Below are 25,151 nucleotides of genomic sequence, written 5' to 3' on the forward strand. Positions count from 1 at the left end.
GCGCCCGCCGTAGGGACCCCGTCGTCGCGAGGCCCCGCCCGCCCGGTGACGCTCAGGCGCCGTCCCGGTCCGTCGTGCCGGGGCCGATCGTGAGCTCGAAGTCGCCGTCGTACTGCTCGTGGCCCGCGATCACGGCGACGGCTACGGCCTCCTCGCCCACCTCGCCACGGACGATGAGCGGGTCCTCGCGCAGGTCCCGCATGAGCGCCACGCACATGCCGATCATGACGAGCACGAACGGGGCCGCCACCAGGATGGTGAGGTTCTGGAGCCCCGCGAGGGCGTCGCCCTGGCCGTCTCCGATGAGGAGCATGATGGCCGCGACCGCGCCGGTCAGCATGCCCCAGAACACCACCACGGGGCGGGTGGGCTCGAAGGCGCCGCGCTGGGAGAGCGTGCCCATGACGAGGGAGGCGGCGTCCGCGCCCGAGACGAAGAAGATCGCGACGAGGACCATCACGAGCAGGCTCATGGTGCCGGTGAGAGGGAACTCCTGAAGCACGCCGAAGAGTTGCCCCTCGGGGGTGCTCTCCCCGGCCAGGTCGCCCTGTTCGCTGAGCTTCATCGCCGTGCCGCCGAAGACGGCGAACCAGACGAGGCTGACGGTGCTGGGCACCAGGATGACGCCGCCGATGAACTGGCGGATGGTCCGGCCCCGGCTGATGCGGGCGATGAACATGCCGACGAAGGGCGTCCAGGAGATCCACCAGGCCCAGTAGAAGACGGTCCAGCTGCCGAGCCAGTCGTGGATGTTCGCGCCGCTGGTCGCCTCGGTGCGGCCGGCCAGCTGCGGCAGCTGGTCGATGTAGGCGGCGAGGGAGGTGGGCAGCAGGTCGAGCACGATGATCGTGGGGCCCGCGACGAAGACGAACACGGCGAGCACCACGGCGAGCACCATGTTGGTGTTGGAGAGCCACTGGATGCCCTTCTCCACACCGGAGACGGCGGAGAAGACGAAGGCCACGGTGAGGACGGCGATGATGCCGACGAGCAGCCCGGTCCCGGTCTTCTCCAGCCAGCCCAGTTCCTCGATGCCGCTGCCGATCTGGAGCGCGCCGAGGCCGAGCGAGGCGGCGGAGCCGAAGAGGGTGGCGAAGATGGCCAGGATGTCGATGAAGCGGCCGGGCCCGCCGTACGCCCGGCGCTCGCCGATGAGCGGGACGAAGACGGCGCTGACGGTCTGGCGGCGCCTGCGCCGGAACGTGGAGTAGGCGATGGCGAGTCCGACGACGGCGTAGATCGCCCACGGGTGGAGCGTCCAGTGGAAGAGCGTGGTGGCCATGGCCGTCTGCATGCGCTCGGCCGAGTCGACGGGGTGGGTGCCGGGCGGCGGGGTGCCGTAGTGGGCGAGGGGTTCGCTCACCCCGTAGAACATCAGGCCGATGCCCATGCCCGCGCTGAACATCATGGCGATCCAGGACACGGTCCGGAACTCGGGGCCCTCGTTCTCCTGGCCGAGGGTGATCCGGCCGTAGCGGCTGATGGCGAGCCACAGCGCGAAGACGACGAAGCCGGACGCGGCCAGCATGAACGCCCAGCCGCCGTCGCGGATCAGTCCTTCGAGGAGCTTGCTGGAGACGCTCTCCAGGCTGTCCGTGGCGGTGGCTCCCCAGACGACGAACGCCAGGGTGAGGACGGCGGTGACACCGAACACGACCCGGTCGGTACGGGCTTGGTGGTGGTGGTCGGGACGGCCGGGGAGGTCGGCCGTCACCGGCAGCCCTTCCCGGCCTCCCCGTTCGGCGCCTGCCCGGCGGCCGTCCGGCCTCTCGTCTTCCTGGGGCACAGAGGACACCTTTCACTGCATTACGGAAAATCGGGACGATGTATCCGTAAGGCAGTACCACAGGCGAGCCCCGACCCGGTGGACCAACAGGCCTTCGCGGCCCGCGCGATGACCGGTGACGCGCTCAGCGGACCGGGTGGAGGCCGCCGGGTCAGGTGGCGGCGCGGCTCTCCAGGATGCCTTGAGGGTGCGCTCGCCCCTCGGCATCTCCTTCCGCGCGTGCGGGCGCTCGCCTTCGTCCAGCGGTTCGCGGGGACGTGGAAGGCCGGGACCGCGACCGGGACCGGGACCGGGACCTCACAGCGTGTCCCCGGGCGCTGTGTGACCGGCGTTACGGACCATGATCGGCGCGGTTGACACAGGCGTAACGGGCATTCCGTACGGTCGGGGCTCGAACGGTTCCCCAGAGAGGCGCCCCGGTGACCCCACACGACACGCAGGCCCCCCGGGCCGACGCCGCCGCCCAGGTGCGGACCGTCTGCTCGTACTGCGGTGTGGGCTGCGGCATGCTCCTCGACATCGGCCTGGGGGCCGACGGCCGCCGTACGGTCCTCAAGGCGACCGGCGACAAGGACCACCCCGCCAACCGCGGGCGCCTCTGCACCAAGGGCGCCACCACCGCCGACATGCTCGCCGCACCCGGACGCCTGACGACCGCCCTCGTCCGGGAGGACCGCGCCGCCGCACCCGTCCCCGTGGACACCGACCTGGCCATCGCCGAGACCGCCCGCCGGCTGCGGGCCGTCGTCGACGAACACGGCCCCGACGCCTTCGCGCTGTACGTCTCGGGCCAGATGAGCCTGGAGGCGCAGTACCTCGCCAACAAGCTCGCCAAGGGCTTCATCGGCACGAACCGGATCGAGTCGAACTCCCGGCTCTGCATGGCGAGCGCCGGCACCGGCTACAAACTCTCCCTCGGCGCCGACGGTCCACCCGGCTCCTACGACGACTTCGAGAAGGCCGACGTCTTCCTCGTCATCGGCTCCAACATGGCCGACTGCCACCCCATCCTCTTCCTCCGCATGATGGACCGGGTCAAGGCCGGGGCGAAGCTGATCGTCGTCGACCCCCGGCGGACGGCCACCGCCGACAAGGCCGACCTGTTCCTCCAGATCAGGCCCGGCGCGGACCTCGCCCTCCTCAACGGCCTGCTGCACCTCCTGCACGAGAACGGCCACACCGACCCCGACTTCATCGCCGCGCACACCGAGGGCTGGGAGGCGATGCCCCCGTTCCTCGCGGACTACCCGCCCGCGGCCGTCGCCGCGCTCACCGGCATACCCGAGCAGGACATCCGCACCGCCGCCGAGTGGATCGGCACGGCCGAGGAGTGGACCAGCTGCTGGACCATGGGCCTCAACCAGTCCACCCACGGCACCTGGAACACCAACGCCCTGATCAACCTCCATCTGGCCACCGGCGCGATCTGCCGCCCCGGCTCCGGCCCCTTCTCCCTCACCGGCCAGCCCAACGCCATGGGCGGACGCGAGATGGGCTACATGGGCCCCGGCCTCCCCGGACAGCGCTCGGTCCTCGTCGCCGAGGACCGGGCCTTCACCGAGGACCTCTGGGAGCTCCCGCCGGGCACCCTCCGCGAGGACGGCTCCGGGACCGGCACGATCGACCTCTTCCGGCGGATGGCGGACGGCGAGATCAAGGCGGCCTGGATCATCTGCACCAACCCGGTCGCCTCCGTCGGCAACCGCGCCACGGTCGTCGCGGGCCTGCGGGCCGCCGAACTCGTCGTCGTCCAGGACGCGTTCGCCGAGACCGAGACCACCGCGTACGCCGACGTCGTCCTGCCCGCCGCGCTGTGGACCGAGACCGAGGGCGTACTGATCAACAGCGAGCGCACCCTCACCCTCGCCCGGCCGGCGGCCGATCCGCCCGGCGAGGCCCTCGCCGACTGGCGGATCATCGCCCTCGTCGCCCGCGCGATGGGCTACGAGAAGGCCTTCGCGTACGAGAGCGCCGAGGAGGTCTTCGAGGAGATCAGTCGCGCCGCGAACCCGAAGACCGGTTACGACCTCGGCGGCGTGACGTACGAGCGGTTGCGCGACACCCCCGTCCAATGGCCCGCGACGGCCGGCGGGCCGGACCGCAACCCGATCCGCTACGTGGCCGGCGACGGCACGGGACCCGTCTTCCCCACGGCGAGCGGCCGGGCCGTCTTCCATCCCCGGCCGCACATCGACGCCGCCGAGATGCCCGACGACGAACATCCGTTCGTCCTCAACACCGGCCGCCTCCAGCACCAGTGGCACACCCTCACCAAGACCGGGAAGGTCGCCAAGCTCAACCGGCTCAACCCGGCGCCCTTCGTCGAGGTGCACCCCGAGGACGCCCTGCGGCTCGGCATCGCGGAGGGCGACGCCGTGGAGATCTCCTCGCGGCGCGGGCAGGTCGTGCTCCCCGCGGTGGTCACCGACCGGGTCAGGCCTGGCTGTTGCTTCGCGCCCTTCCACTGGAACGACCTGTTCGGTGAGCGGCTGTGCGTCAACGCCGTCACGAACGACGCCGTCGATCCCCTCTCCTTCCAGCCGGAGCTGAAGGTGTGCGCGGTGGCACTGGCGAGGGTGGCCACGGACACGGCCTCGGAGGCACCGCCGTCGGCGGACCGCTCACCGGGCGTCGCGGCCCCGGGTGTCGTGGCCCCGGATGCCGTGACCCCGGGCGTCGCGGCCCCCGATGCCGTTGCCTCGGGTGTCGTGGCCCCGCGCGTGGTGATCCCGAGCGGGGTCGTGCCGGCCGGGCCGGCCGCCGCCTTCGGCCTCGCGCCGACCCCGCCGCCCGTCCTCAGCTCCGAGGAACGGCAGTATCTCGTCGGCTTCCTCGCGGGCCTGGAATCCGGTACGCCGGGGGTGCCGGTCCTGCCGCCCGGGGCGCCCTTCCGCGAGGAGCACGCCCGCTGGGTGAACGGCGTGCTCGCCGGCCTGTACTCCCGTGCGCCGCAGGACGCGGCGGCGTCGACGCACGCCGGGACGGCGGAGGGCGCGCCGGGCCGCGAGGTCGTCGTGCTGTGGGCCTCGCAGACCGGAAACGCCGAGGAGTTCGCGGCCGCCACCGCCGAACGGCTCCTCGCGGCCGGGCACCGGCCGGCCCTCACCGGCATGGACACGACCGACCTCACGGCCCTCCCTCCCACCGCCGATCTGCTGCTGATCACCAGCACGTTCGGCGACGGGGACGCACCCGACAACGGCTCCGGCTTCTGGGACGCGCTCGCCGCGCCCGACACCCCGCGGCTCGACGGGCGGCGCTACGCCGTCCTGGCCCTCGGGGACTCCTCGTACGGGGACTTCTGCGGGCACGGGCGGCGCCTGGACCACCGGCTCGACGAACTCGGGGCCGTCCGTCTGGCACCGCGTACGGACTGCGAACCCGACTTCGAGCCCTCCGCGCACGCCTGGCTCGACCAGGTCCTCGCCGGCCTGTCCGACAGCGGTCGGACGCCCCGGGCCTCGTCGGCCCCCTCCGTGTCACCGGCCGCTCCGCCGCCCGCGCGCCGCCCGGGGCCCGCCACCACGCCCGCGCGGCTCGTCGGCAACCGGCTGCTCTCCCTGCCCGGGGCGGGGAAGGAAGTACGGCGGTTCACCTTCGACACCGGCGACAACGAGGCTCCGCTCGGCTACGAGACCGGCGACGCGCTCGGCGTCCGGCCCGTCAACTGCCCCGACCTCGTGGCCGAATGGCTGGCCGTCACCGGCCTCGACGCGGACGCCCCGGTGGAACTCTCCGGACCCGGCGGCGTCCCCTTCGGCGAGGCGCTGCACCGCCACCTCGACATCACCCGGACGACGTCCGCGTTCCTCGGCTTCGTCACGGAACGGACCGGCGACCGCGGGCTGAAGAGGCTCCTGCGCCCCGACAACAAGGACGGGCTTGCCCAGTGGACCTGGGGCCGCCAGGCCGTGGACGTCATCGCCGAACACCCCGTCCGCGCCGCCGCGCAGGAGTGGGCCGACGTCCTGGGACGCCTCAAGCCCCGGCTGTACTCGATCTCCTCCAGCCCGCTCACCGACCCCCACCAGGTCTCGCTGACCGTCTCCGTCGTCCGGTACGAGAGCCTGCGCGGCCGCCCCCGCAAGGGTGTCTGCTCGCCGTTCCTCGCCGACGCCGAACCGGGCTCCCCCGTCCCGGTCTTCGTCCAGCGCGCACCGCACTTCCGGCCCCCGGCGGACCCCACGACGCCCATGGTCATGATCGGCCCCGGCACGGGCGTGGCCCCCTTCGTCGGCTTCCTCGACGAACGCCGCGCCCTCGGGCACCGCGCCCCGAACTGGCTCTTCTTCGGCGAGCAGCACCGCGCCACCGACTTCTACTACGAGGAGGAGCTCACCGCCCTCCTCGCCGACGGCACGCTGGACCGGCTGGACACCGCCTTCTCCCGCGACCAGCGCGCCAAGGTCTACGTCCAGGACCGGATGCGGGAGCACGGCCCGCAACTGTGGTCCTGGCTCCAGTCCGGCGCGCACTTCTACGTCTGCGGCGACGCGGCCCGGATGGCGAAGGACGTCGACCGGGCCCTGCGGGACATCGCCGTCACGCACGGCGGCCACGACGAGGAGTCGGCGGCCGTGTACGTGAAACAGCTCGCCGCCGACAAGCGCTATGTCCGGGACGTGTACTGACCGGTCGCCATACGCGCGGCCTCCCGAGGGCAGCGCGCTCGCGGACGCGGCGGCGCTGCTCGGCGCCCCGGTCCTGTGCGTGGTCCCGGCGGCTCTCGGGGCCGATCAGTCCCGGCCGGCCGCGTCGACCTCGGCGCGGGTGCGCGCCCCGCCGGCCGTGAGCCAGGCCACGACCTCCGCATGGTGCTCGGTGTCGCCGGCGCGGGCGATGTCGAGCGGGGTGAGGCCGCCCCAGCCGATCCGGTCGAGGTCCGCGCCGCAGGCCAGGAGCCGGACGACGGTGGAGAGCCGGCCGCCCTGGCAGGCGCCCCAGAACGCGTCGGTGATCTCTTCCTGGGAGGGCGGCGGTACGGCGGCGAGCCGCGCCTCGACCACCTCGTCGAGCCCGAGCGTCGCGGCGTCCTGGAAGGTGGGACGGGCGCCCAGTTCGAGCAGGCGGCGGGCGGCGCGCCACTGCCCGAAGGCACGGGCATCGGCGAGTGGCGTCCCGTCCGCGATGACGGCTCCGTCGGCCTCGATGTCGGCGCCGGCGGCGACGAGGGCGTCGATCATCGGGACGTCGTCGTTGCTCGCCGCCCAGTGGAGGGGCGTCTCACGGTGCGCCCCGGTGAAGCGGGTGCCCGGGTCGGCGCCCGCAGCGACCAGTACGGCGACGGTCTCGGGCCCGCGGGGCACGTGGCCCGGCCAGTCGGCGGCCAGGTGCAGCAGGCTCCGCCCGCCGGGGCCGCACCCCTCCCGTTCCTCGACCACCCGGACCGTCGCGAGGCCGGGGTGCCCGGCGAGCAGCCGGCGCAGCGAATCGAGGTCGCCGGAGCGGATGGCCTCGGTGACGGCCACGGCCAAGGGGTCCCGGGAGCGCAGGGAGCGCGGAGTCGGCATACGGACAGGGTGCCGCACGGTCCGCGCGAACTCCGGCTGCGCGGAGCCTTGTCAGCCCTGCGGCGCGACCCTATCCTCGCCGACAGAAAGCGCTTTCCATGTTTGCTCGGGAGCCCGGTACGCGGGGCCGGCTCCCGTCCTCCGACGACGAACAAAGGAAGGCGATCATGAAGCGACGAGTCGCACGGCGACTCCAGGCGGCGCTGGCCACCCTGGCCCTCGCGGCCGCGACAGGGGCTGTGCTGTCGGCACCCGAGGCATCGGCGGCGACCGCCGGCGCCACCGGCTACGCGACGCAGAACGGCGGGACCACCGGCGGCGCCGGCGGTCAGACCGTACGGGCCACCACCGGCACCGCGATCCATGAGGCCCTGTGCGGTCGGGCCACCAGCAGCACCCCGATCACCATCGAGGTCGAGGGAACCGTCGACCACGGCAACACCGCCAAGGTCTCGGGCCCCAGCTGCAACACCGCCGCCGGGGTGATCGAGCTCAAGCAGATCAGCAACGTCACCATCGTCGGCGTCGGCAGCGGAGCCGTCTTCGACCAGCTGGGCATCCACATCCGCGAGTCCAGCAACATCATCATCCAGAACGTGACCGTCAGGAACGTCAAGAAGTCGGGCTCGCCCACGTCCAACGGCGGTGACGCCATCGGCATGGAGAGCGACGTCCGCAACGTCTGGGTCGACCACACCACCCTGGAGGCGTCGGGCGGGGAGTCGGCGGGGTTCGACGGCCTCTTCGACATGAAGGACAACACCCAGTACGTGACGCTGTCCTACAGCACCCTGCGCAACTCCGGCCGCGGTGGCCTCATCGGGTCGAGTGAGACCGAGCTCTCGAACGGCTTCGTCACCTTCCACCACAACCTGTACGAGAACATCGACTCCCGCGCGCCCCTGCTGCGCGGCGGCATCGCCCACATCTACAACAACTACTACGTGAAGCTCAACGAATCCGGGATCAACTCCCGGGCCGGAGCGCGCGCCAAGGTCGACAACAACTACTTCAAGGACTCGAAGGACGTCCTCGGCACCTTCTACACCGACGCGGCCGGGTACTGGCAGGTCGGCGGCAACATCTTCGACAACGTGACCTGGTCGAGCCCCGGCACCGAGAACAACCCGGCGGGCCCGAACCCGCAGTCCAACACCACGGTCGCCATCCCGTACGCCTACACCCTCGACGCGGCGAGCTGCGTACCGAGCGTCGTGAGCCAGACGGCGGGCGCGGGCAAGGGCCTCCAGGTCTCGAACGGCGCCTGCTCGCCCCAGACGCCGACGCCGACCACCCCGACCCCCACCACTCCGACCCCGACGGCGACCACCCCGACGCCGACGGCGACCACTCCCACCCCGACCCCGTCCAGCGGGACCAACCTCAGCATCGGGGCCGGTTCCGACGGTTCCGGCAAGGCCGACGGGACGAGCTACGGCAACGTGCGGGACGGTGACCTGACCACCTACTGGTCACCGGCCGGTACGACGGGATCCGTCTCGATCAAGTGGGGCTCCCCCACCGCCGTGTCCCGGGTGGTCGTCAAGGAGGCGGCCGGCGCCACGGGCCGGATCGGAGCCTGGCGGCTCCTCGACGCCGGCACCGGTGCCGTCCTCTCCTCCGGCAGCGGCGCGGGGACCGTCACCTTCGCCCGGACCACCCTGAGCAAGATCACCTTCGAGATCACCGGCTCTTCGGCCACGCCGCAGGTCGCCGAGTTCGAGACGTACGCCGGATAGCGGCGCCGCCTCACGGCCGTCCGCCGGGACCTGTACCTCCGGTCCCGGCGGACGGTGGCGTGTCCCGCCCGTACCGGCTCAGCTCACGAACTCGCGGTCGCCGTACCGCACCTGGGCCTCGTTCCAGTCGGCCCCGAGGGCGGTCGTGAACGTCCGGGCCAGCGCCAGGTCGGCGACCGGGGCGATGAGGATCAGCCGGCCGTCGAGGGTGACCGAGCCGCCGCCGAGCCTCTCGCGGGCCTCGGCGTCCGCGAGCAGGGCCGCGCGCAGATCACCGGAGGTGACGCCCGGGACCTCGATCTCCACGGCATCGGTCTCCGGCGAGGTCCGCGGCAGACAGCGGAAGGTGAGCACGGACTCCTGGTCGTACTGCTTGGCGATGACGCCCGCGATGTGGTGGAGACCGTCGCGCCCGACCCGATTCACGTCGAACTCCCGCGAACGCTCGTACGTGGCCTGCCGCAGTTCGGTGGACCAGAAGACGCCGTCCAGGAGCTCCGAGGCGCCGGGGCGGGCGCCGTGGGCCCGGATGATCGCGCGTACCTCGTGGCCGAACCGCGTCAGACGGGTGTCGAGCCGCGGGTCGTCGGGATCCGTGATGATCGCGGTGTTGTCGGTGGCGAAGACCTCCGCGGTGGTGGGGCAGTTCCGCTGCTCGCCGGGGCTCGCGTACGTGCTCTGCGCGCCCGCGATCCCGAGCATCAGGGCGGCGACGGCGGTGGTCAGGAAGCGGAACGTCCGCCGGCCGGTGTTGTGGTGGGTCATGGCGTGATCAACGAGGCGGGGCGGCGGGCGTTGCGTGGCCCGCACCCGGGGCTCACCCGGTCGGGTGGAGGTGCGCGAGACCGTGGACGAGGAGACCGAGGCCGAAGTCGAACTCCTCGTCGAGGGAGACGGAGGTGAGGCTCTCGGCGGCCTGGAGGACGGCGGGGTACGCGGCCGGGTCGAGCCGCCGGTAGAAGGCGGCGAGCCGGGGGCCGTCGTCGGGGGCGGCGGCGGGGCCGTACTGCTGGGCCGTGAAGCCGATGACGTAGTGCGTGACGGCGGTGAAGGCGCGGGCGGCGAGGTCCACCGGCAGCCCGTGTGCCAGGAGGGCGCTCAGGACGCGCTCCCGCTGGGCGAGTCCGTGGGGGCCGACGGGTACCTGCGCCGTCAGCAGCGGCAGGGTGTGGGGGTGCCGGCGCAGGGTGTCGTGGAAGCGGTGGGCGGTGAGCGTGAGGGCGTCCCGCCAGTCGGCGCGGGCGGCGAGGTCGTCGAGGTCGACCTCGCCCAGGACCCGGTCGACGACGTACGCCAGGATCTCGTCCTTGCCGTCGAAGTGGCGGTAGAGGGTGGCCGTGCCGGAGTTCAGGGCGTCGGCGAGCAGGCGCAGGGAGAACGCCGGGGTGCCGTGCTCGTCGACGAGGCGCAGGGCGGTGTCGACGATGCGCGCGGTGTCGAGCGAGGGGCGGCCGCGCCTCGGCTCCGCCGCGGGGGCGGGGGCGGGACGCGCCGCCCACCAGGCGGGGCTGCCGGGGGGTGACGGGGTGGCGGCCATGGGTCCGGGGCTCTCTCTCGCGGTGCGGGGCTCAGGGTGGTGCGGTGGCTACCGTACCCGTCGGCCGCACCCCCGCCCGGGGGCCCGGCGGCGTCAGGCGGCCGGGACGCCGGCCGTGCTCCCGACGAGGTCGATGTCGGCGATGTACCCGTCGGGGCGGACGAGCACGACGGTGTCCTCGGTGATGCCGTACGCGGCGAGCAGGGCCGCTTCTCGTGGCGTGCGCGGATCGGTGTGCGGCAGCACGACGTGGCGGCGCACCGGGACTCCGGTGGCCGGCCGCGCGGCGCGGTCCAGGGCCGCCGCGGCGCGCGCGCCGAAGGCGAGGGCGGTGAAGTGCGGGCCGCGGTAGAGGTCGAAGAGCCGCGTCGCCTCATCGGTGGGGCGGGGCAGGAGCGCGTCGGGGGCGCGGTCGCCGCTGCGCAGGGTCGCGGTGCGGGGCGTGCCGGTGGGGGCCAGCGGGCCGCCGAAGTAGGAGATGCCCAGCTGGTGTTCGTCGTGGCCGCGGGTGAGCTTGCCGGGGCGGGTGCCGCGCAGGCCTTCGTACAGTTCGGTGGAGCGGCCCAGGACCTGTGCGGCGACGGGGCGCCGCTCGGCCTCGTAGCTGTCGAGGAGTGCGTCGTCGGCGCCGGCGAGGACCTGCTGGAGTTTCCAGCCGAGGTTGTGGGCGTCCTGGATCCCGGTGTTCAGGCCCTGCGCGCCGGCCGGCGTGTGGACGTGGGCGGCGTCGCCGCACAGCAGCAGCCGGCCGTTCCGGTAGCGCTCGGCGAGGCGGACGTTGGGGCGGAAGACCGAGGTCCAGGTGATGTCGCGGAGCGTGAGTGACCGGTCGGCACGGCGGCGGAGGAGGTCGGCGAGGAGGCCCGGGGCGCCGCTGCCATCGCGTCCGTCGAGTCCGGCGAGTCCGTCGAGTCCGTCGAGTCCGTCGAGTCCGTCGACGGTGTCGAGCGTCTCTCCCGGTCGCGTCCTGATCATGATCTGGAAGCGGTTCCCTTCGCCGGGCAGCGGGCACGCCGCGATGCTGCGGCCCCGGGCGCGGGGCCAGATGTGCCAGTGGTCGCGCGAGAGTCCGTCGACCGTGCCGTCGACGAGGATCATCCGGTCGGACTCGTCGGTGGTCCCCTCGAAGGCGATGCCCGCGGCCTTCCGTACGGTGCTGGCGCCGCCGTCCGCACCGACGACGTACCGCGCGGTCAGGACTCGGCCGTCCTCCAGGCGTATCGCGCAGGCCGTGTCGTCCTGCGTGACCTCCACGGCCCGGGCGCCGAAGTCGACGCGGACGCCGAGGCGTTCGACGGCCTCGCGGAGGAGGCCGGTGGTGGCGTACTGCGGGAGCAGGAGCACGTCGGGGTACGGGGTGCCCGCGCTGTCCGGGGCGGTGGCGTGCATCCGCCAGGTCTTCGTGAACGGGCCGAGGTGCAGTCCCATCGGCGGGTAGGCGCCGCCCGCCGCGAGGGCGGCCCCGGCGAGGCCGAAGTCGTCGAGCACTTCGAGCGTGCGCGGCTGGATGCCCTTGGCGCGCGAGCCGGCAAAGCCCTTCCCGGAGCGTTCGAGGAGCCGGACCGCGATGCCCCGGCGGGCCAGATCGAGGGTGAGGGCGAGCCCTACGGGTCCCGCGCCGACGACGATGACCGAGGCGTCCGTACGGACCGCCCCTCTTCGCGTTTCCTTCATTCCCGATGCCCCTCGTTCCGCTCGCGACCTTTAACGGATACACCGTAGCCGAAAATAAAACCCAGCAAGCTTCAGGTGACGCATTGTCGCCAATCGGACACATAGGGCTGCCGTACGGTGCAAAGTGGATGAATCGCCCGAGGGCCGAGTCGTGGCCCGAGCGAAAGGAGCGTGCCGTGCTGTCCGACTTCTTCGACCGTCTGCTGCGCCGAGGTACCGGTTCCGGCACCGGCACCGGCACCGGCAGGGGCGTGCCCCCACCGCGCGCGCCCGGAACCCTCGTGTTCGACGCGGACTTCTCCTCCACGGAACAGTGGACCGCGGGTCACTCCTGGGCCTATCCCGACGGCGGGCCGACCAATCCTGGCGACGACAAGCTCGACCACCTGACGGCGGACCCCGCGTACAGCCGCACGGGGCTGTTCCGGGCGACCCGCCGCACGGACGGCGACTGGGACGCCGGGCTGCTCACCACCGAGGGCAGCCCGGAGGCCTTCCTCGTCCGGGCGGGGGACGTCCTGGAGGCCCGGGTACGACTGCCCGAGGAGACGGGCGCCTGGCCGGCGATCTGGACCTGGCTCGACGGCGGGCAGGAGGTCGACGTCTTCGAGTACCACCCCGACAATCCCGACCTGTTGGAGCTGTCGAACCGGGTCCGGAGGCGCCACCACTACTTCCGGGATCCCGCCGTGCGGCCGGGGGCGTGGGTCGACTTCCGGGTCGAGTTCGGTGCCCGCTCCGTGACGTGGTGGGTCAACGGCGCGCGGGTCTTCGACGACGGGCGCGGGGTGGGTTCCTCCTGGCGGGCCCACCTCATCGTGAACCTCTCGGTCTGCGCCGGCCGCTACCACCCGGCGCCGGACGCCGACCTCACGGAGATGTCCTACGAGGTGGCGTCGCTGCGCGTGTACCGGGGGTGAGGCTCGGGCCGGGCACGGCCCGGTGAGGCTCGGGCCGTGCAGGGCCTGCGGACCGGGGTGAACGGCTCCGGTCGAGAGCTGCCCCGTTTGGGCTGACAATGGGGGACATGGCACAGAACGCACCTCCACAACACGGCCCCTCGAAGCTGACCATCAAGGGCCGGGACATGCGGATCCGCACCATCGCCTTCATCGTGCTCGCGGTTCTCGCAATCTGGTTCATCGCGGTCAACACCGGGTCGGTCAGCATCCGGTTGTGGATCCCCACCGTCACCCTGCCCCTCTGGGCCGTGCTCACGGTCACCCTGCTCGTGGGCATCGCCCTCGGCATGTACATCGCCCGACGGCGAGCCAGGCGCTGATCGCGCCCGCCCGGCTCGCCGTACCGCCCCGCTTCTCCCTCAGCCGCGGGCCAGCAGCGCGCGCAGGCCGGCGGTGAGGCGTTCGTACTCCTCGGGCCGGTTGTAGAGCTGTCCGGAGATCCGGATGCCGCCGCCACCGGGCCAGTTCCAGATCAGCACGCGGCAGCCGAGCCGGGCGGCGATCTCCTCGCGCAGCGCGGCCGCCTCCGACCGGGTGCGGGCGAGGCTCGCCGGCAGGCGCAGCGACCGCATCGCCAGGCCCTCGCCGTACGGAAGCGGTGTCACGCCCGGGAGCTCGTCGAGCAACTCCGCTCCGTAGCAGACCAGTTCGGCGTTGTACGCACGCACCCGGTCGGCACCGAGCCCGGCGATGAGGTCGAGGCCTTCGGGTGCGGCGAGCCAGCCGGTGTAGTCGGCGGTGGCGCGGAACTCGACCGCGCGGGGGAAGCCGCGGTCGTCCTCCCAGGAGGGCACGGGCGCGCCGACCCGGGCCCGGTGGGCGGGCGCCACCGCGAGGACGGCGGTGCCCGGTGGCGCGTAGGCCCACTTGTGGAGGTTGCCGAACCAGAAGTCGGGTTCGCCCGCCAGCGGTTCGGCGAGCATGCCCGGCGCGTGGGCGCCGTCGACCACGCTGGTGATCCCGCGCTCGCGCAGCTCGGCGAGCAGGCGCGGGGTGGCGAGCGGCCGGGCGGTGGGCGAGCTGATCTGGTCGATCAGCACCACCCGCGTCCGGGGCGTGAGGGCGGCGAGCACCGTCTCGCGCACCGCGTCCTCGTCCGGCAGGGCGGGGTCGAGGGCGACGACGGCCGTCCGGGCGCGGCGGGCGGCCGCCGCGACGACCGTGCCGTAGCCGTGGTCGGTGACCAGGACCTCGTCGCCGGTGTCCAGGCGCAGGGCGTCGAGCGCGAGGTTGGCGGCCTCGGTGGCGTTGGTGACGAAGGCGATCCCCTCGGGGTCGGCGCCCAGGTGGGCCGCGACGCGCCCCCGGGCCGCGGCGAGGCGGTCGGGGACGCCGAGGAAGAACGCGTCGGGGTCGGCCATGGCCTCCGCCGCCAGGCGCTGCCGGGCCTCGGCGACGGGGGCGGGAACGGCGCCGAAGGAGCCGTGGTTGAGGTGGGCCACCCCCGGGTCGAGCCGGAACAGGCCCGCCCCTCCGGGGAATTCCCCGCCCCTCCTCGCCCCGCCCGGGGACACGGCGGACGCGGACGCTGTCATCGGACCTCGACGGCGACGGTCCGGCCGGGGGCCACGCGCGTACGGACGACGGTGTAGGTCGCCCCGTCGATCACCTCGGTGCGGGCCGGGCGGACCACCCCGTCGACGGCGACGGCGGCGTGGGCGCCCGGGAAGCGGGCCACCCAGGTGTACGGGGCGCTGCCCGAGGTGTGGGTGAGGGTCGACCGGCGGTCGGTGTCGTGGCGCAGGGTGAAGGCGGAGTCGCCGACGCGCAGGTCCTCGATGCCCAGCCACTCCATGCCGGAGGGCAGCCGGGACTGGGTGGCGAGGGTGCGGGCCGGGGCGTTCGGGGTGACGCCCATCAGGCCCTGGACGGTCTGGCCGACGAGGGTGAAGGAGACCTCCGGGTAGTCGCCGTTGGTGCCCTGGCGGGAGTTGACGTGCTGGACGTCCTTCTGGGCGTAGATGTGGCGCATCCACTTCCAGGCGGTGTCGGCGCGGTTGTTCGTGAGGAAGGTGTCGGGGAGGTAGGTCAGGGCCTCGATGTTGTCGGGGCGCCCGTCACCCTCGGACTGCTGGTCGATGTAGTCGAGGTACGCCTCGCGCCGCTCCCCCGGGGCGACGATCTGCTTCATCGGCATGAACCAGCTGTTCTCCTTGCCCCAGCCGGTCAGGGCGCGCCCGTCGGTGGTGTAGCCGCGCACCATGTCGGCGCCCGAACCACTGCCGCTCCAGGTGGAGTTGAAGTACGTCTTGAGTTCGCGGGCCCGGCGCTCGAAGCGGGCCGCGAGCGGGTGGTCGCCCTTGGCGCGGGCGAGGGAGGCCATCGCACGGTAGGCCTGGTACTGCGAGCCGATGGCGTCGCCGGCCTCGGCGAGCGGTTCGTCGCTCTGCTCGTTGTAGCTGGCGACGCCCCGGAAGATGCCCTTGCCGGTGCCCTCGGCCACGCTCACCGCGCCGTTGTCCTTCTGCCCGTCGTGGAGGGTGACGAACTCCTCGGTGGCGTGGCGGTAGAACTCCCACAGGGCGGGGTCGTCGAGGTAGGCGGGGTCGCCGCTCCAGCGGTACGCCTCCTCGGCCTTCTGCACCAGCTCGAAGGGGGCGGGAACCTCGCGGACGAAGAGGCTCGGGCCGCGGTAGTCGATGGAGAGGTAGGAGCGGTTGTCGAAGTTGAGGGCCCACACCGGGTAGTAGGCGTGCTCGGCGGTGGCGGAGGCGGCGAAGGCGCGCAGCATCTCCTTGTTCTCGCTGTGCAGGCCCAGCACCCCGGCGCCGGAGAGCTGGTGGGCCATGTCCCGGGAGTAGTAGCCGCTGCGGTTGGCGTAACCCGCCCAGTAGGAGGGGGCGTAGACGCCGGTGCCGGTGCCGCCGGTCTGGCGTTCGTCCGCGTCGAGCGGGCCCTGGGTGCCGGGCAGGTGGACCCAGCTGTTGGCCTTGCCCTTGGCCCAGTCGAACATCTCGACGATCTCGGGGTCGCTGGACGAGATGCGGGGGTCGGCGGGGGCGGCCGGGGAGACCATCACGTCGTCGACGTTGACCCAGCCCTCCCCCGACTCGAAGGCGATCTCCAGCCGGTCCCCGGGGGCGAGCGCGATCCGGCCGAGGGTGTGGCGGCGGTAGTTGGCGGCGGCGGGCAGGGGCCGCTCGGCGACGGTGGCGCCGTTGATCCGCAGGACGTAGCGGCCGCCGGGGCCGCCGGTGGCGATCCACGCGGAGACGAGGTAGCCGCCGTGGCCGGTGGCGGTCACGGTCTGGGAGACCTTCATGCCGCTGCCGGCGTCGAGGTAGGCCAGCCGGTTCCCGGCGTGCGGGTTGTTGCTCGCGACGCCGGTCCCGGAGGTGAACTCCCATCCGGTACCGCCCTGTTCGAAGCCGGGATCGGCGACGGCCAGCACCGCGGGGGCGGACGGGGAGGCCGGGGCGGACGGGGAGGCCGCCGCCGGGGCGGTGACCGCGCCGCTCGCGGCGAGTGAGGCGAGCAGGGCGACGGCGGACAGCAGCGACAGGCGGGAACGCGTCATGAGGGTCTCTCCCGGGTCGGGGCGTGGCATGGCGTGGCGGTCGGGGCGTTGCGGTCAGGGCGGGGCAGTCGGGGCGCGCGGCACGCTAGCAACCACTTCGAAAGGATGGCAATGATCTCGTCAGGAATGACTGAGGGATCGAACTGAAAGTTTTCATTGAGGGATTGCAAGTCTGCTCGGCACCCTTGTAATGTCCGGCCCCGTCAAGTTCCGCAACGGTGCGAGCGAGGAGATCCGACATGACGGACCAGCAGAGCGGGAGACGGCCGGGACGCCGGCAGGTACTGCGCGGGGGCGGCGCCCTGGCGGCGGCCGGAATCGGCGGGCTCGGCCTCACCGGCCTGACGACGCTCACCGGCTGTTCGGGCAGCGGCGACACCGGCGCGGGCGGCGGGGGCGCCGCCGGCGATCCGCGCAAGGGCCGGATCACCGTCTGGTCCTGGCAGGGCCCGGCCGCCGAACTGAAGGCGCTGATACCGGAGTTCAACAAGAAGTACCCGGACATCCAGGTGACCGTCGAGGACATCGGCAACCCCGCGATCTGGGACAAGATCACGGCCGGTCTCGCCGCCGGCGGCCAGGGCCTCGCCGACGTCCTGCACATCGGCGTGGACTACCTCCCGGGGTACGTCGAGCGCTTCCCCGGCGGCCTCGCCGACCTCGCCCCGCTGGGCGCCACCGCCCACAAGGACGCCTTCGCCGCCGGTCTGTGGCAGACCGTCTCCCCCGACGGCAAGCGGGTCGACGCCCTGCCCTGGGAGGCGAACTCGGCGGGGTTCTACTACCGGTCCGACCTCTTCGAGAAGGCCGGGGTCGACGTCGAGGGGCTCCAGACCTGGGACGAGACCATCGAGGCCGGCAAGCAGCTCAAGGCGCGCACCGGCGCGCACCTCCTCGGCATCGACAAGCCGGCCTCGCAGCCCGACGCCGCCAACTTCTTCCAGATGCTGCTCCAGCTCCAGGGCGCCTTCTACTTCGACCTGGAGGGCCGCATCACCCTGGACTCGCCGGAGGCCGTCCGGGCGATGACGCTCATCAAGACCATGAACGACGCCGGTCTGGTCAGCAATCTGGCCGGCGGCTGGAACGCCCTGATGAGCTCCCTCAAGAAGGGCACCGCAGCCGTGCTGCCCTGGCCCACCTGGTTCGGCGGGATCATCGAGGAGCAGGTGCCCGGCGAGGCCGGCAAGTGGAAGGTCCGGCTTCCCCCGGCCGTCCGTCGCGGCGGCACCACGGCGGCCACGGTGAACTCGACCCACCTCGCGATCGCCGGCAGCAGCAAGCAGCAGGCGGCGGCCTGGTCCTTCGTCGAGTTCGCGCTGACCCGCCCCGCCTCCCAGGTGCGGATCTACCGGGGCAAGGGCATCGCGCCCGCGCTCCTCAAGGCGTACGACGACTCGGTCTTCCACGAGCCCTCCGCCTTCTTCAGCGGGCAGCGCAAGGGCGAGATCTTCCTCTCCGCCCTCAAGGCGCCCAGCCCCGCCGTGAACTACACCGCCGACTACGCGCGCGCCCTGAAGCTCGTGACCGACGCCCAGTCGAAGGTGCTGCTCAAGGGTGCCGACCCGGCGAAGGTCCTCGCCGAGGCCGCGAGCGAGCTGGCCCGCCAGACCGGCAGGAAGAACGTGCGATGACACCGACCGCGCCCGCCGCGATCGCGACCAGCGCCACGACCGCGTCCCACCCCTCCGCACAGCGCCGCAGGCGGAGGGGCCCGGCCGCCCCGTACCTCTTCGTGCTCCCCGCACTGCTACTCTTCGCCGCGTTCAAGCTCTACCCCATCGGCTGGTCGTTCCTCCTCAGCCTGCACCGCACCGTGGGCGGCACCGAGACCTTCGTCGGCGCCGACAACTACCTGCGCCTCGCCGACGACCCGATCTTCTGGACCGCGCTGCGCAACACCGGGATCATCCTCGTCGTCCAGGTGCCGCTGATGCTGGCGCTCGCCACCGGGCTCGCGGTCGCCCTCGACTCCACGCTGCTGCGCGGCCGGCCCGTCTTCCGGCTCGGCTTCTTCCTGCCGATGGTCACCGGCCTCGTCGCGTACGGCATCGTCTTCTCCGTCCTCCTCAACGAGGAGTACGGGCTCGTCAACTGGCTCTTCGGCCTCGTCGGCGCCGACCCGGTGCCCTGGCTGACCGAGGGCATGTGGGCCCGGATCTCCCTGGGCCTGGCCCTGACCTGGCACTACACCGGCTACAACGCCGTGATCCTGCTCGCCCGCCTCCAGACGATCCCGGCCGAGCTGTACGACGCCGCCGCCGTCGACGGCGCCGGGGCGCTGGGCTCCTTCCGCCACGTCACGCTCCCCGGGCTGCGGCCCGCGCTGCTGCTCACGACCGTCCTGTCCACGATCGGCACGCTCCAGCTCTTCGACGAGCCGTACGTCCTCACCGGCGGCGGGCCCGACAACGCGACCCTGACCATCGGCGTGTACCTCTACCAGAACGCCTTCAAGTACTTCGACTTCGGCTACGCCTCCGCCGTCGCCTACGCCCTCACCGTCCTCGTCGGAGTCCTCGGCCTGATCCAGTTCCGCCTCCTCGGGGAGAAGTCGTGACCACCCGCATCCGCCATCCCGGCCGGAGCATCCTGCTCACCTCCGGGCTCGCCATCGCCCTGGCCGCCGTCGCGGTCCCCTTCTACTGGCTGGCCGTCGGCGCCACCCACAGCTCGCAGGAGATCTTCGACAGCCCGCCGCCGCTGCTGCCCGGCGGACACCTCGCGGAGAACCTCACCACCCTCCAGGAAACGGCGGACTTCGGCCGGGTCGTGCTCAACTCCCTCGGCATCTCGACGGTCTACACGCTCCTCGCGGGCGCCGTGTGCACGCTCGCCGGATACGGCTTCGCCACCTACCGGTTCCGCGGCCGCGAGGCGCTGTTCGGGCTCCTCATGCTCGGCCTGGTCGTGCCCGCGCAGATCACGCTCGTCCCCCTGTTCAAGATGATGGCCGAGCTGCACTGGCTCAACACCTACCAGGCCGTCGTCGCCCCCAACCTGGCCCTGCCCTTCGGCATCTTCCTGATGCGCCAGTCGATGGCCGCACTGCCGAAGGAGCTGCTCGACTCCGGCCGGATGGACGGCTGCGGGGAGTTCCGGCTGTTCTGGCGGGTGGCCCTGCCCCCGATGCGCCCGTCGCTCGCGGCCCTCGCGCTGTTCCTCTTCCTGTACCAGTGGAACGACTTCATCTGGCCGCTGATCGTGCTGCGCGACGACAGTACGTTCACCATCCCGGTGGCGCTCGCCTCCCTCCAGGGCCTGGACGAGACCGACTACGGCGCCATCCTGGCCGGCACCGCCATCGCCGCCGTACCCATGGCGATCGTCTTCCTCGCCCTCCAGCGTCACTTCGTGTCCGGGCTCCTCGCGGGCGCGGTGAAGGAATGAACTCTCCGATGCAGACTGACCACGCCCTCGCGGTGGTGACCACCGCGCACGCCGCGCACGCCCCCGCCGAGCCGCTGCTCGACGACGTGTCGATCGCCGTCCTCGCCCCCGGCCACCCCGGCGTACGCCCCCGCTGGGAGCTGGCCTCCCTCCCCGACGGGCTGCGGATGCTGTCCGTACGCGCCGACGGCGTGCCCGTGGAGATCCGTCTCTCGGTGCCGCTCGGCGACGCGGCGGGCTACTGGCACCCCGAGGGCGGCTGGCGGCGCACCCTGGTGGCCGACTGGGAGGGACTCAGCCGGACCTCCCTGGTCAGCGGACCCGCCGTCGGCTGTCTGTACGAGCACTCCGGCGCCACCCTCCTCGCCTTCGCCGCCGCCGACCCGGTCCCGGAGGCCACGGTCCGCTTCGGGGTCTCCGAGGAGAACGACACCCACGTCGTCCATCTGAGCCTTCCGGCCGCCACCGAGCCGCACCGGCTGCTGCTCGTGCCGCGCGCGCCGTCCGTCGCCGCCGCCCTGCGGCCGCTGCGGACGTGGTTCGCCGCCGCCCACCCGCCGATGCCGGTGCCGGACACGGCCCGCGTCCCGGTGTACTCCACCTGGTACGCCTTCAACCAGGACGTCACCGCGACCGCCGTCGAGGCCCAGGCGGGCCCGGCCGCCGAGCTGGGCTGCGGGGTCCTCATCCTGGACGACGGCTGGCAGCGGTACGGCAACGGCCGGGGCTACGCCGGCTGCGGGGACTGGCAGCCGGACCCCGCCAAGTTCCCGGACCTCGCCGGCCATGTCGCCCGGGTGCGCGACCAGGGGTTGCGCTATGTGCTCTGGGTGGCGCCGCTGCTGCTCGGCCCCGAGGCCGACTGCCACGACCGCTGGGCGGCCTCGGCGCCCGCCCGGGCCACCGTGCCCGGCGCCGTCGTGCTCGACCCGCGCCTCCCCGACGTCCGCCGGCACGTCGTCGAGCTGTGCGTCTCGCTCGTGCGCGACCACGGCGTCGACGGCCTCAAGCTGGACTTCCTCGACGAGGCCGGGGTCTACGCGGGCGACGGCGCCGGGGACGTCGGCCGGGCGATGACCGTGCTGCTCACGGAGGTGCGCCGGGCCCTGGAGGCCGTGCGGCCCGGGCTGCTGCTCGAACTGCGGCAGCCGTACGTCGGTCCGGGCATGGCACCGTTCGGGAACATGCTGCGCTCCTTCGACTGCCCCGCGGACGCGACCGCGAACCGGGTGCGGACCCTCGACACCTCGCTGCTCGCGGTGGGCGGGGCCGTCCACTCCGACATGGTGATGTGGTCCCGCTCGGCGCCGGTCGAGACGGTGGCCCGCCAGCTGATCGGGGCTCTGCACGCGGTCCCGCAGATCTCCGTACGCCTGGACGAGGCGCCGCCGGAGCATCTGGCGGCCGTGCGGTTCTGGCTCGGGCGCTGGCGGCTGCACCGGGAGTTGCTGCTCGACGGGCGGGTGGAGCCGGGGCGGCCGGACGAGCTGTACCCGGTGGTGGTGGCGGCGCACGGCGACGAGTGTCTCGTGAGCGTGCACGGCGACCGGGTGGTGGAGCTCGACTTCGCCGCGTACCGCCGCTTCCACCTGGTCAACGGCTCGGACCGGGACCGGGTCGTGGTGGACGTCACCGGGGGCGGCGGCCGGGTGGCCGCCCGGGTCCACGGGCCGGACGGCCGTATGATGGATGATCCGCTGACGCTCCTGCCGGAGGGGCCCCGTCCCCTGGCCGTCCCGCGTGGCGGTCTGGTTTCGCTCGTACTCACGGAAGGACCGCGATGAAGGTCGGCATCACCGACGTCGCAGCCCACGCACAGGTCAGCGAGGCCACCGTCAGCCGGGTGATCAACCGGCGGCAGGGCGTGTCGAAGAAGACCCGCGAGGCGGTCGAGCAGGCGATGGCCGAGCTCGGCTACGAGCGGGTCACCCAGGGCCAACTGGTCGCGGTGGTCACGGAGTTCGTCTCCAACCCGTTCTTCGCCGACGTCGCCGAGCGGATCGAGTCGGCCCTCGCGCCGCACGGTCTGAAGACGGTGCTCTGCCCCGTCTTCCCGGGCGGTGTGCAGGAGTTGGACTTCCTGACCTCCCTCGTCGACAAGGGTGTCGCGGCCGTCGTCTTCCTCTCCGCGTCCAACACGGTGGAGGGTGCGGACACCGACGGCTACGAACTGCTGCGGCAGCGCCGCGTGCCGTACGTCGGGATCAACGGCGAGTTCGCGGACGGGGTACCGGCCCCGGTCTTCTCCACCGACGACGCGCTCGCGGCCGAACTGGCCGTGGACCACCTCCACCGCCTCGGCCACCGGCGCATCGGCATGGCGTCGGGCCCGGCGGGGAACCGGCCCGCCGACCGGCGGGTGCGGGGCTTCGTCCAGGCCATGGGCCGGCGCGGCCTGGCCGACGCGGAGCGCTGGGTGGTCCGCCAGTCCTACAGCGTGGAGGGCGGGCAGGCGGCGGCCTCGTCCCTGGTCGGCCTCGGCGCCACCGGGATCGTCGCGGCCAGCGACTTCATGGCACTGGGCGCGGTGCGCGGGATCCGCCGCCAGGGCCTGTCCGTGCCGGGCGACGTCTCTGTGGTGGGCTACGACGGGTCGACGGTCACCGAGTTCACCGACCCGGCCCTGACCACGGTCCGCCAGCCCGCGGACCGGCTGGCCCTGGAGGTGGGCCGCAGCGTGCTTGCCCTGGTCAGCAACCGCGAGGTCCCCACGGGCGAGCTGCTCTTCGACCCGGAGCTCGTCATCCGCGCCTCGACGGGCCCCGCGGCCCCGTAGGGTCGCCGGGCGGCGAACGGAAAGGGACACACGCCAGTGACGGAGACCGGCAGGAGCGGAGCGGCCTCGCTCAGTGCGCAGGCGCGCGAGGCCGTCCTCCAGCGCATCGTCGACCGGCGGTACGCCCAGGGTGCCCGGCTCGTCGAGCGGGAGGTCGCCGAGGAGCTCGGCATGTCCCGCGTCCCCGTCCGCGAGGCCCTGCGCGCACTCGTCGCCGAGGGACTCCTCGAACTGCTCCCGCACAGCGGGGTGCGCGTCCGCCGGCTCGAACGCGCCGACGTGGAGCATCTGTACGAGGTGTGGGAGCCGCTGGCGGTGCAGGCGTCGCGGCTCGCGGCGCGGGCCCTGGCGGCGCGCGGGGCCGCAAGCGGGGCGGCCGGAACGGAGGGGCTCGCCGCGCTGGAGGCGACCCTCCGGCAGGCCGAGTCGGCGGCCGCGGCGGGCGAGGGGACGCGTGAGGTGGCCGCCCACACCGCGTTCCACGAGGGCGTCGTGGAGCTGGCGGGCAACCCGCTGCTCGCCCGCACCATGGAGCAGCTGAGCTGGCAGCTCCGGCTGCTGTTCGGCCTGCGCGAGGAGCCCGCGCACATGCGGGCCCAGCACGCCGAGATGTTCCGGCACATCGCCGCCGGGGACGCGGAGGCCGCGGCGGCCAGCACGCTGCTGCACGTACGGGACAGCAGGGCCGTCGCACTGCGCTCCCTCTTCGGCGACGCCTGAGAGTATTTGTATACCAAGACGAGTTCAATACCCTCCCGTCGACGCACACCAACGTCGTGAGGTGCGGATTTCGTGGCCTCGCCGGCACACCCTTGTCCGGCACCTTCGGCTTGGTATACAAAACGGGGAGTCACCGGCGCCTACTCCTCAAGGAGCTCCCATGCACGCGTCCTCGTCCTCCCCCGGCGCCCTCTCCCGCCGCACGATGCTGGCCGGTGCCGCCGCCCTGGCCGGGGCGACGGCCACGACGGCCGCCACCGCGCCCTCCGCCCACGCCTCGGCCGCGTCGTCCGACGAAGCCGCCGTGTCCGGTGCCGCGGGCCGTCACGCCAGGGCCGTCGTCTTCCGGAACGTCCGCCCGTTCGGTGGGGCGAAGACCGACCTCGTCGTCGTCGACGGGCGCGTCGCGAACGGCCCGGCGCCGCGCGGCGCGAAGGTCGTCGAGGGCGGCGGCCGGATCGCCCTGCCCTCGCTCGTGGACGCCCACATCCACCCCGACAAGACGACCTGGGGCGGCTCCTGGGTGTCGCGGCGGCCGGCGAGCGGCATCGCCGACTACGTCGCCCAGGACGTCGAACTGTTCAAGGCGCAGCGCCGCCCCGTCGCGGAACGCGCGTACGGGCTGATGACCCACGCCGTCACCCGGGGTACGCGGGCGATGCGCGCCCACGCCGATGTCGCCCCGGCCTACGGCCTTGCCGGAGTGGAGGGAGTGGCGGAGGCCCGCCGGCGGCTGCACCACGCGCTCGACGTCCAGATCGTGGCCTTCCCGCAGCACGGCGTCATCCGCACGCCGGGCACGGCGGCGCTCCTTGAGCAGGCGGCGCGCGAGGGCACCGTCGACATGATCGGCGGCATCGACCCCATCGGGTTCGACCAGGCCCTCGACGAGCAGCTCGACCTCGTCTTCGGCATCGCGGACCGCCACGGCGTCGGCGTGGACATCCACCTCCACGACCGCGGCGAGAAGGGCATCAAGGCGATGCGCGGCATCATCGACCGCACGCGCGCCCTGTCGCTGGCCGGCAAGGTCACCGTCAGCCACGTCTTCTGTCTGCCGGGCCTCTCCGACCGCGAACTCGGCTCCCTCGCCACCGACCTGGGCGCCCAGGACATCGCCCTCACCACGGTCGCGCCCTCCGACTCGCTGGTGCTGCCGATCGCACGGCTGCGCGAGCACGGGGTGCGGGTCGGGCTCGGCTCCGACGGCGTGCGCGACTCGTGGAGCCCGTTCGGCAACGCGGACATGCTGCACCGCGCGCAGCTCCTCGGGTGGGTCACCGACGTACGCCTCGACGAGGAGCTGACGGACTGCTACCGCGTCGCGGCGCACGGCGGCGCGGACGTCATGGGCCTCGCGCACGCCGATCTCACGCCCGGCGCCCCGGCCGACTTCGTCCTCGTCCGGGGCGAATGCCTGCCGCAGGTCGTCGTGGACATGCCCCAGCGGGACATGGTGGTGCACGGCGGGGCCGTGGTGGCCCGCAACGGCGAGTTCCTCGCCTGACGCACGGCGGCGGGGCGTCCTAGCCGGCAGCGG

The 25,151-nt window shown here is 73.0% G+C and carries 18 protein-coding genes; 11 read left to right on the plus strand and 7 right to left on the minus strand.

Annotated features, from left to right (window positions below; genetic code table 11):
- Window positions 1-52 precede the first annotated feature (52 nt).
- Window positions 53-1,786, minus strand: a complete 1,734-nt coding sequence (locus ACZ6K0_RS11835; protein WP_376398724.1) for a BCCT family transporter — start codon at window positions 1,784-1,786, stop codon at window positions 53-55.
- Between the two features lie 506 nt (window positions 1,787-2,292).
- Between ACZ6K0_RS11835 and ACZ6K0_RS11840 the strand changes: the two genes are divergently transcribed.
- Window positions 2,293-6,417 (plus strand): molybdopterin-dependent oxidoreductase, encoded by a 4,125-nt coding sequence (locus ACZ6K0_RS11840; RefSeq protein WP_469232207.1) that lies wholly within the window; start codon window positions 2,293-2,295, stop codon window positions 6,415-6,417.
- Between the two features lie 105 nt (window positions 6,418-6,522).
- Here ACZ6K0_RS11840 and ACZ6K0_RS11845 read toward each other — a convergent pair whose 3' ends face one another.
- Window positions 6,523-7,296, minus strand: a complete 774-nt coding sequence (locus ACZ6K0_RS11845) for an ankyrin repeat domain-containing protein (RefSeq protein WP_376398727.1) — start codon at window positions 7,294-7,296, stop codon at window positions 6,523-6,525.
- Window positions 7,297-7,463: 167 nt separating this feature from the next.
- Between ACZ6K0_RS11845 and ACZ6K0_RS11850 the strand changes: the two genes are divergently transcribed.
- Complete coding sequence (locus ACZ6K0_RS11850) at window positions 7,464-9,035, plus strand: pectate lyase family protein (RefSeq protein WP_469231776.1); 1,572 nt, start codon at window positions 7,464-7,466, stop codon at window positions 9,033-9,035.
- A gap of 78 nt (window positions 9,036-9,113) precedes the next feature.
- Here ACZ6K0_RS11850 and ACZ6K0_RS11855 read toward each other — a convergent pair whose 3' ends face one another.
- The 3 genes from ACZ6K0_RS11855 to ACZ6K0_RS11865 form a co-directional block, all read right to left on the minus strand.
- A complete protein-coding gene (locus ACZ6K0_RS11855) occupies window positions 9,114-9,800 on the minus strand; it encodes a hypothetical protein (protein WP_376398734.1) in 687 nt (228 codons plus the stop codon).
- A 52-nt stretch (window positions 9,801-9,852) separates the two neighbouring features.
- The gene (locus ACZ6K0_RS11860; protein ID WP_376398737.1) at window positions 9,853-10,572 is read right to left on the minus strand and encodes a TetR/AcrR family transcriptional regulator; all 720 of its coding nucleotides are present in this window, start codon (window positions 10,570-10,572) and stop codon (window positions 9,853-9,855) included.
- A gap of 93 nt (window positions 10,573-10,665) precedes the next feature.
- On the minus strand, window positions 10,666-12,246 hold the full coding sequence (locus ACZ6K0_RS11865; RefSeq protein ID WP_469231778.1) for an FAD-dependent monooxygenase: 1,581 nt from the start codon (window positions 12,244-12,246) through the stop codon (window positions 10,666-10,668).
- A 251-nt stretch (window positions 12,247-12,497) separates the two neighbouring features.
- On the opposite strand from ACZ6K0_RS11865, the gene ACZ6K0_RS11870 reads away from it, so the two are divergent.
- Window positions 12,498-13,166 carry a beta-glucanase gene (locus ACZ6K0_RS11870; protein ID WP_469232209.1) on the plus strand — a complete coding sequence of 223 codons (669 nt, stop codon included), beginning with the start codon at window positions 12,498-12,500 and terminating at the stop codon, window positions 13,164-13,166.
- Window positions 13,167-13,273: 107 nt separating this feature from the next.
- The gene (locus tag ACZ6K0_RS11875) at window positions 13,274-13,528 is read left to right on the plus strand and encodes a LapA family protein (RefSeq protein ID WP_469231780.1); all 255 of its coding nucleotides are present in this window, start codon (window positions 13,274-13,276) and stop codon (window positions 13,526-13,528) included.
- A 39-nt stretch (window positions 13,529-13,567) separates the two neighbouring features.
- Here ACZ6K0_RS11875 and ACZ6K0_RS11880 read toward each other — a convergent pair whose 3' ends face one another.
- Together ACZ6K0_RS11880 and ACZ6K0_RS11885 are read right to left on the minus strand one after the other, a co-directional pair.
- A complete protein-coding gene (locus tag ACZ6K0_RS11880) occupies window positions 13,568-14,743 on the minus strand; it encodes an aminotransferase class V-fold PLP-dependent enzyme (RefSeq protein WP_469231782.1) in 1,176 nt (391 codons plus the stop codon).
- A complete protein-coding gene (locus ACZ6K0_RS11885) occupies window positions 14,740-16,725 on the minus strand; it encodes a carbohydrate-binding protein (RefSeq protein WP_469231784.1) in 1,986 nt (661 codons plus the stop codon). The genes ACZ6K0_RS11880 and ACZ6K0_RS11885 overlap by 4 nt, the downstream gene beginning before the upstream one ends.
- 239 nt (window positions 16,726-16,964) lie before the next feature.
- Here ACZ6K0_RS11885 and ACZ6K0_RS11890 point away from each other — a divergent pair, with 239 nt between their 5' ends.
- The 7 genes from ACZ6K0_RS11890 to ACZ6K0_RS11920 all read left to right on the plus strand — a co-directional run bounded on the left by ACZ6K0_RS11890 (window position 16,965) and on the right by ACZ6K0_RS11920 (window position 25,118).
- The gene (locus ACZ6K0_RS11890; RefSeq protein WP_469231786.1) at window positions 16,965-18,359 is read left to right on the plus strand and encodes an ABC transporter substrate-binding protein; all 1,395 of its coding nucleotides are present in this window, start codon (window positions 16,965-16,967) and stop codon (window positions 18,357-18,359) included.
- Window positions 18,356-19,285 (plus strand): carbohydrate ABC transporter permease, encoded by a 930-nt coding sequence (locus ACZ6K0_RS11895; RefSeq protein WP_469231788.1) that lies wholly within the window; start codon window positions 18,356-18,358, stop codon window positions 19,283-19,285. The genes ACZ6K0_RS11890 and ACZ6K0_RS11895 overlap by 4 nt, the downstream gene beginning before the upstream one ends.
- Window positions 19,282-20,115 carry a carbohydrate ABC transporter permease gene (locus tag ACZ6K0_RS11900; protein WP_469231790.1) on the plus strand — a complete coding sequence of 278 codons (834 nt, stop codon included), beginning with the start codon at window positions 19,282-19,284 and terminating at the stop codon, window positions 20,113-20,115. Before ACZ6K0_RS11895 ends, ACZ6K0_RS11900 begins: the two co-directional genes overlap by 4 nt.
- Before the next feature lie 8 nt (window positions 20,116-20,123).
- A complete protein-coding gene (locus ACZ6K0_RS11905) occupies window positions 20,124-21,899 on the plus strand; it encodes a glycoside hydrolase family 36 protein (RefSeq protein WP_469231792.1) in 1,776 nt (591 codons plus the stop codon).
- A complete protein-coding gene (locus ACZ6K0_RS11910) occupies window positions 21,896-22,891 on the plus strand; it encodes a LacI family DNA-binding transcriptional regulator (protein ID WP_469231794.1) in 996 nt (331 codons plus the stop codon). The genes ACZ6K0_RS11905 and ACZ6K0_RS11910 overlap by 4 nt, the downstream gene beginning before the upstream one ends.
- Before the next feature lie 36 nt (window positions 22,892-22,927).
- Window positions 22,928-23,611: a GntR family transcriptional regulator gene (locus ACZ6K0_RS11915; protein WP_376398766.1), complete on the plus strand. Its 684-nt coding sequence runs from the start codon at window positions 22,928-22,930 to the stop codon at window positions 23,609-23,611.
- A gap of 160 nt (window positions 23,612-23,771) precedes the next feature.
- Window positions 23,772-25,118, plus strand: coding sequence for an amidohydrolase family protein (locus ACZ6K0_RS11920; protein ID WP_469231797.1), 1,347 nt, complete (start codon window positions 23,772-23,774; stop codon window positions 25,116-25,118).
- Window positions 25,119-25,151: the final 33 nt, after the last annotated feature.

This window comes from Streptomyces sp. NPDC042346 (genome assembly GCF_055581845.1).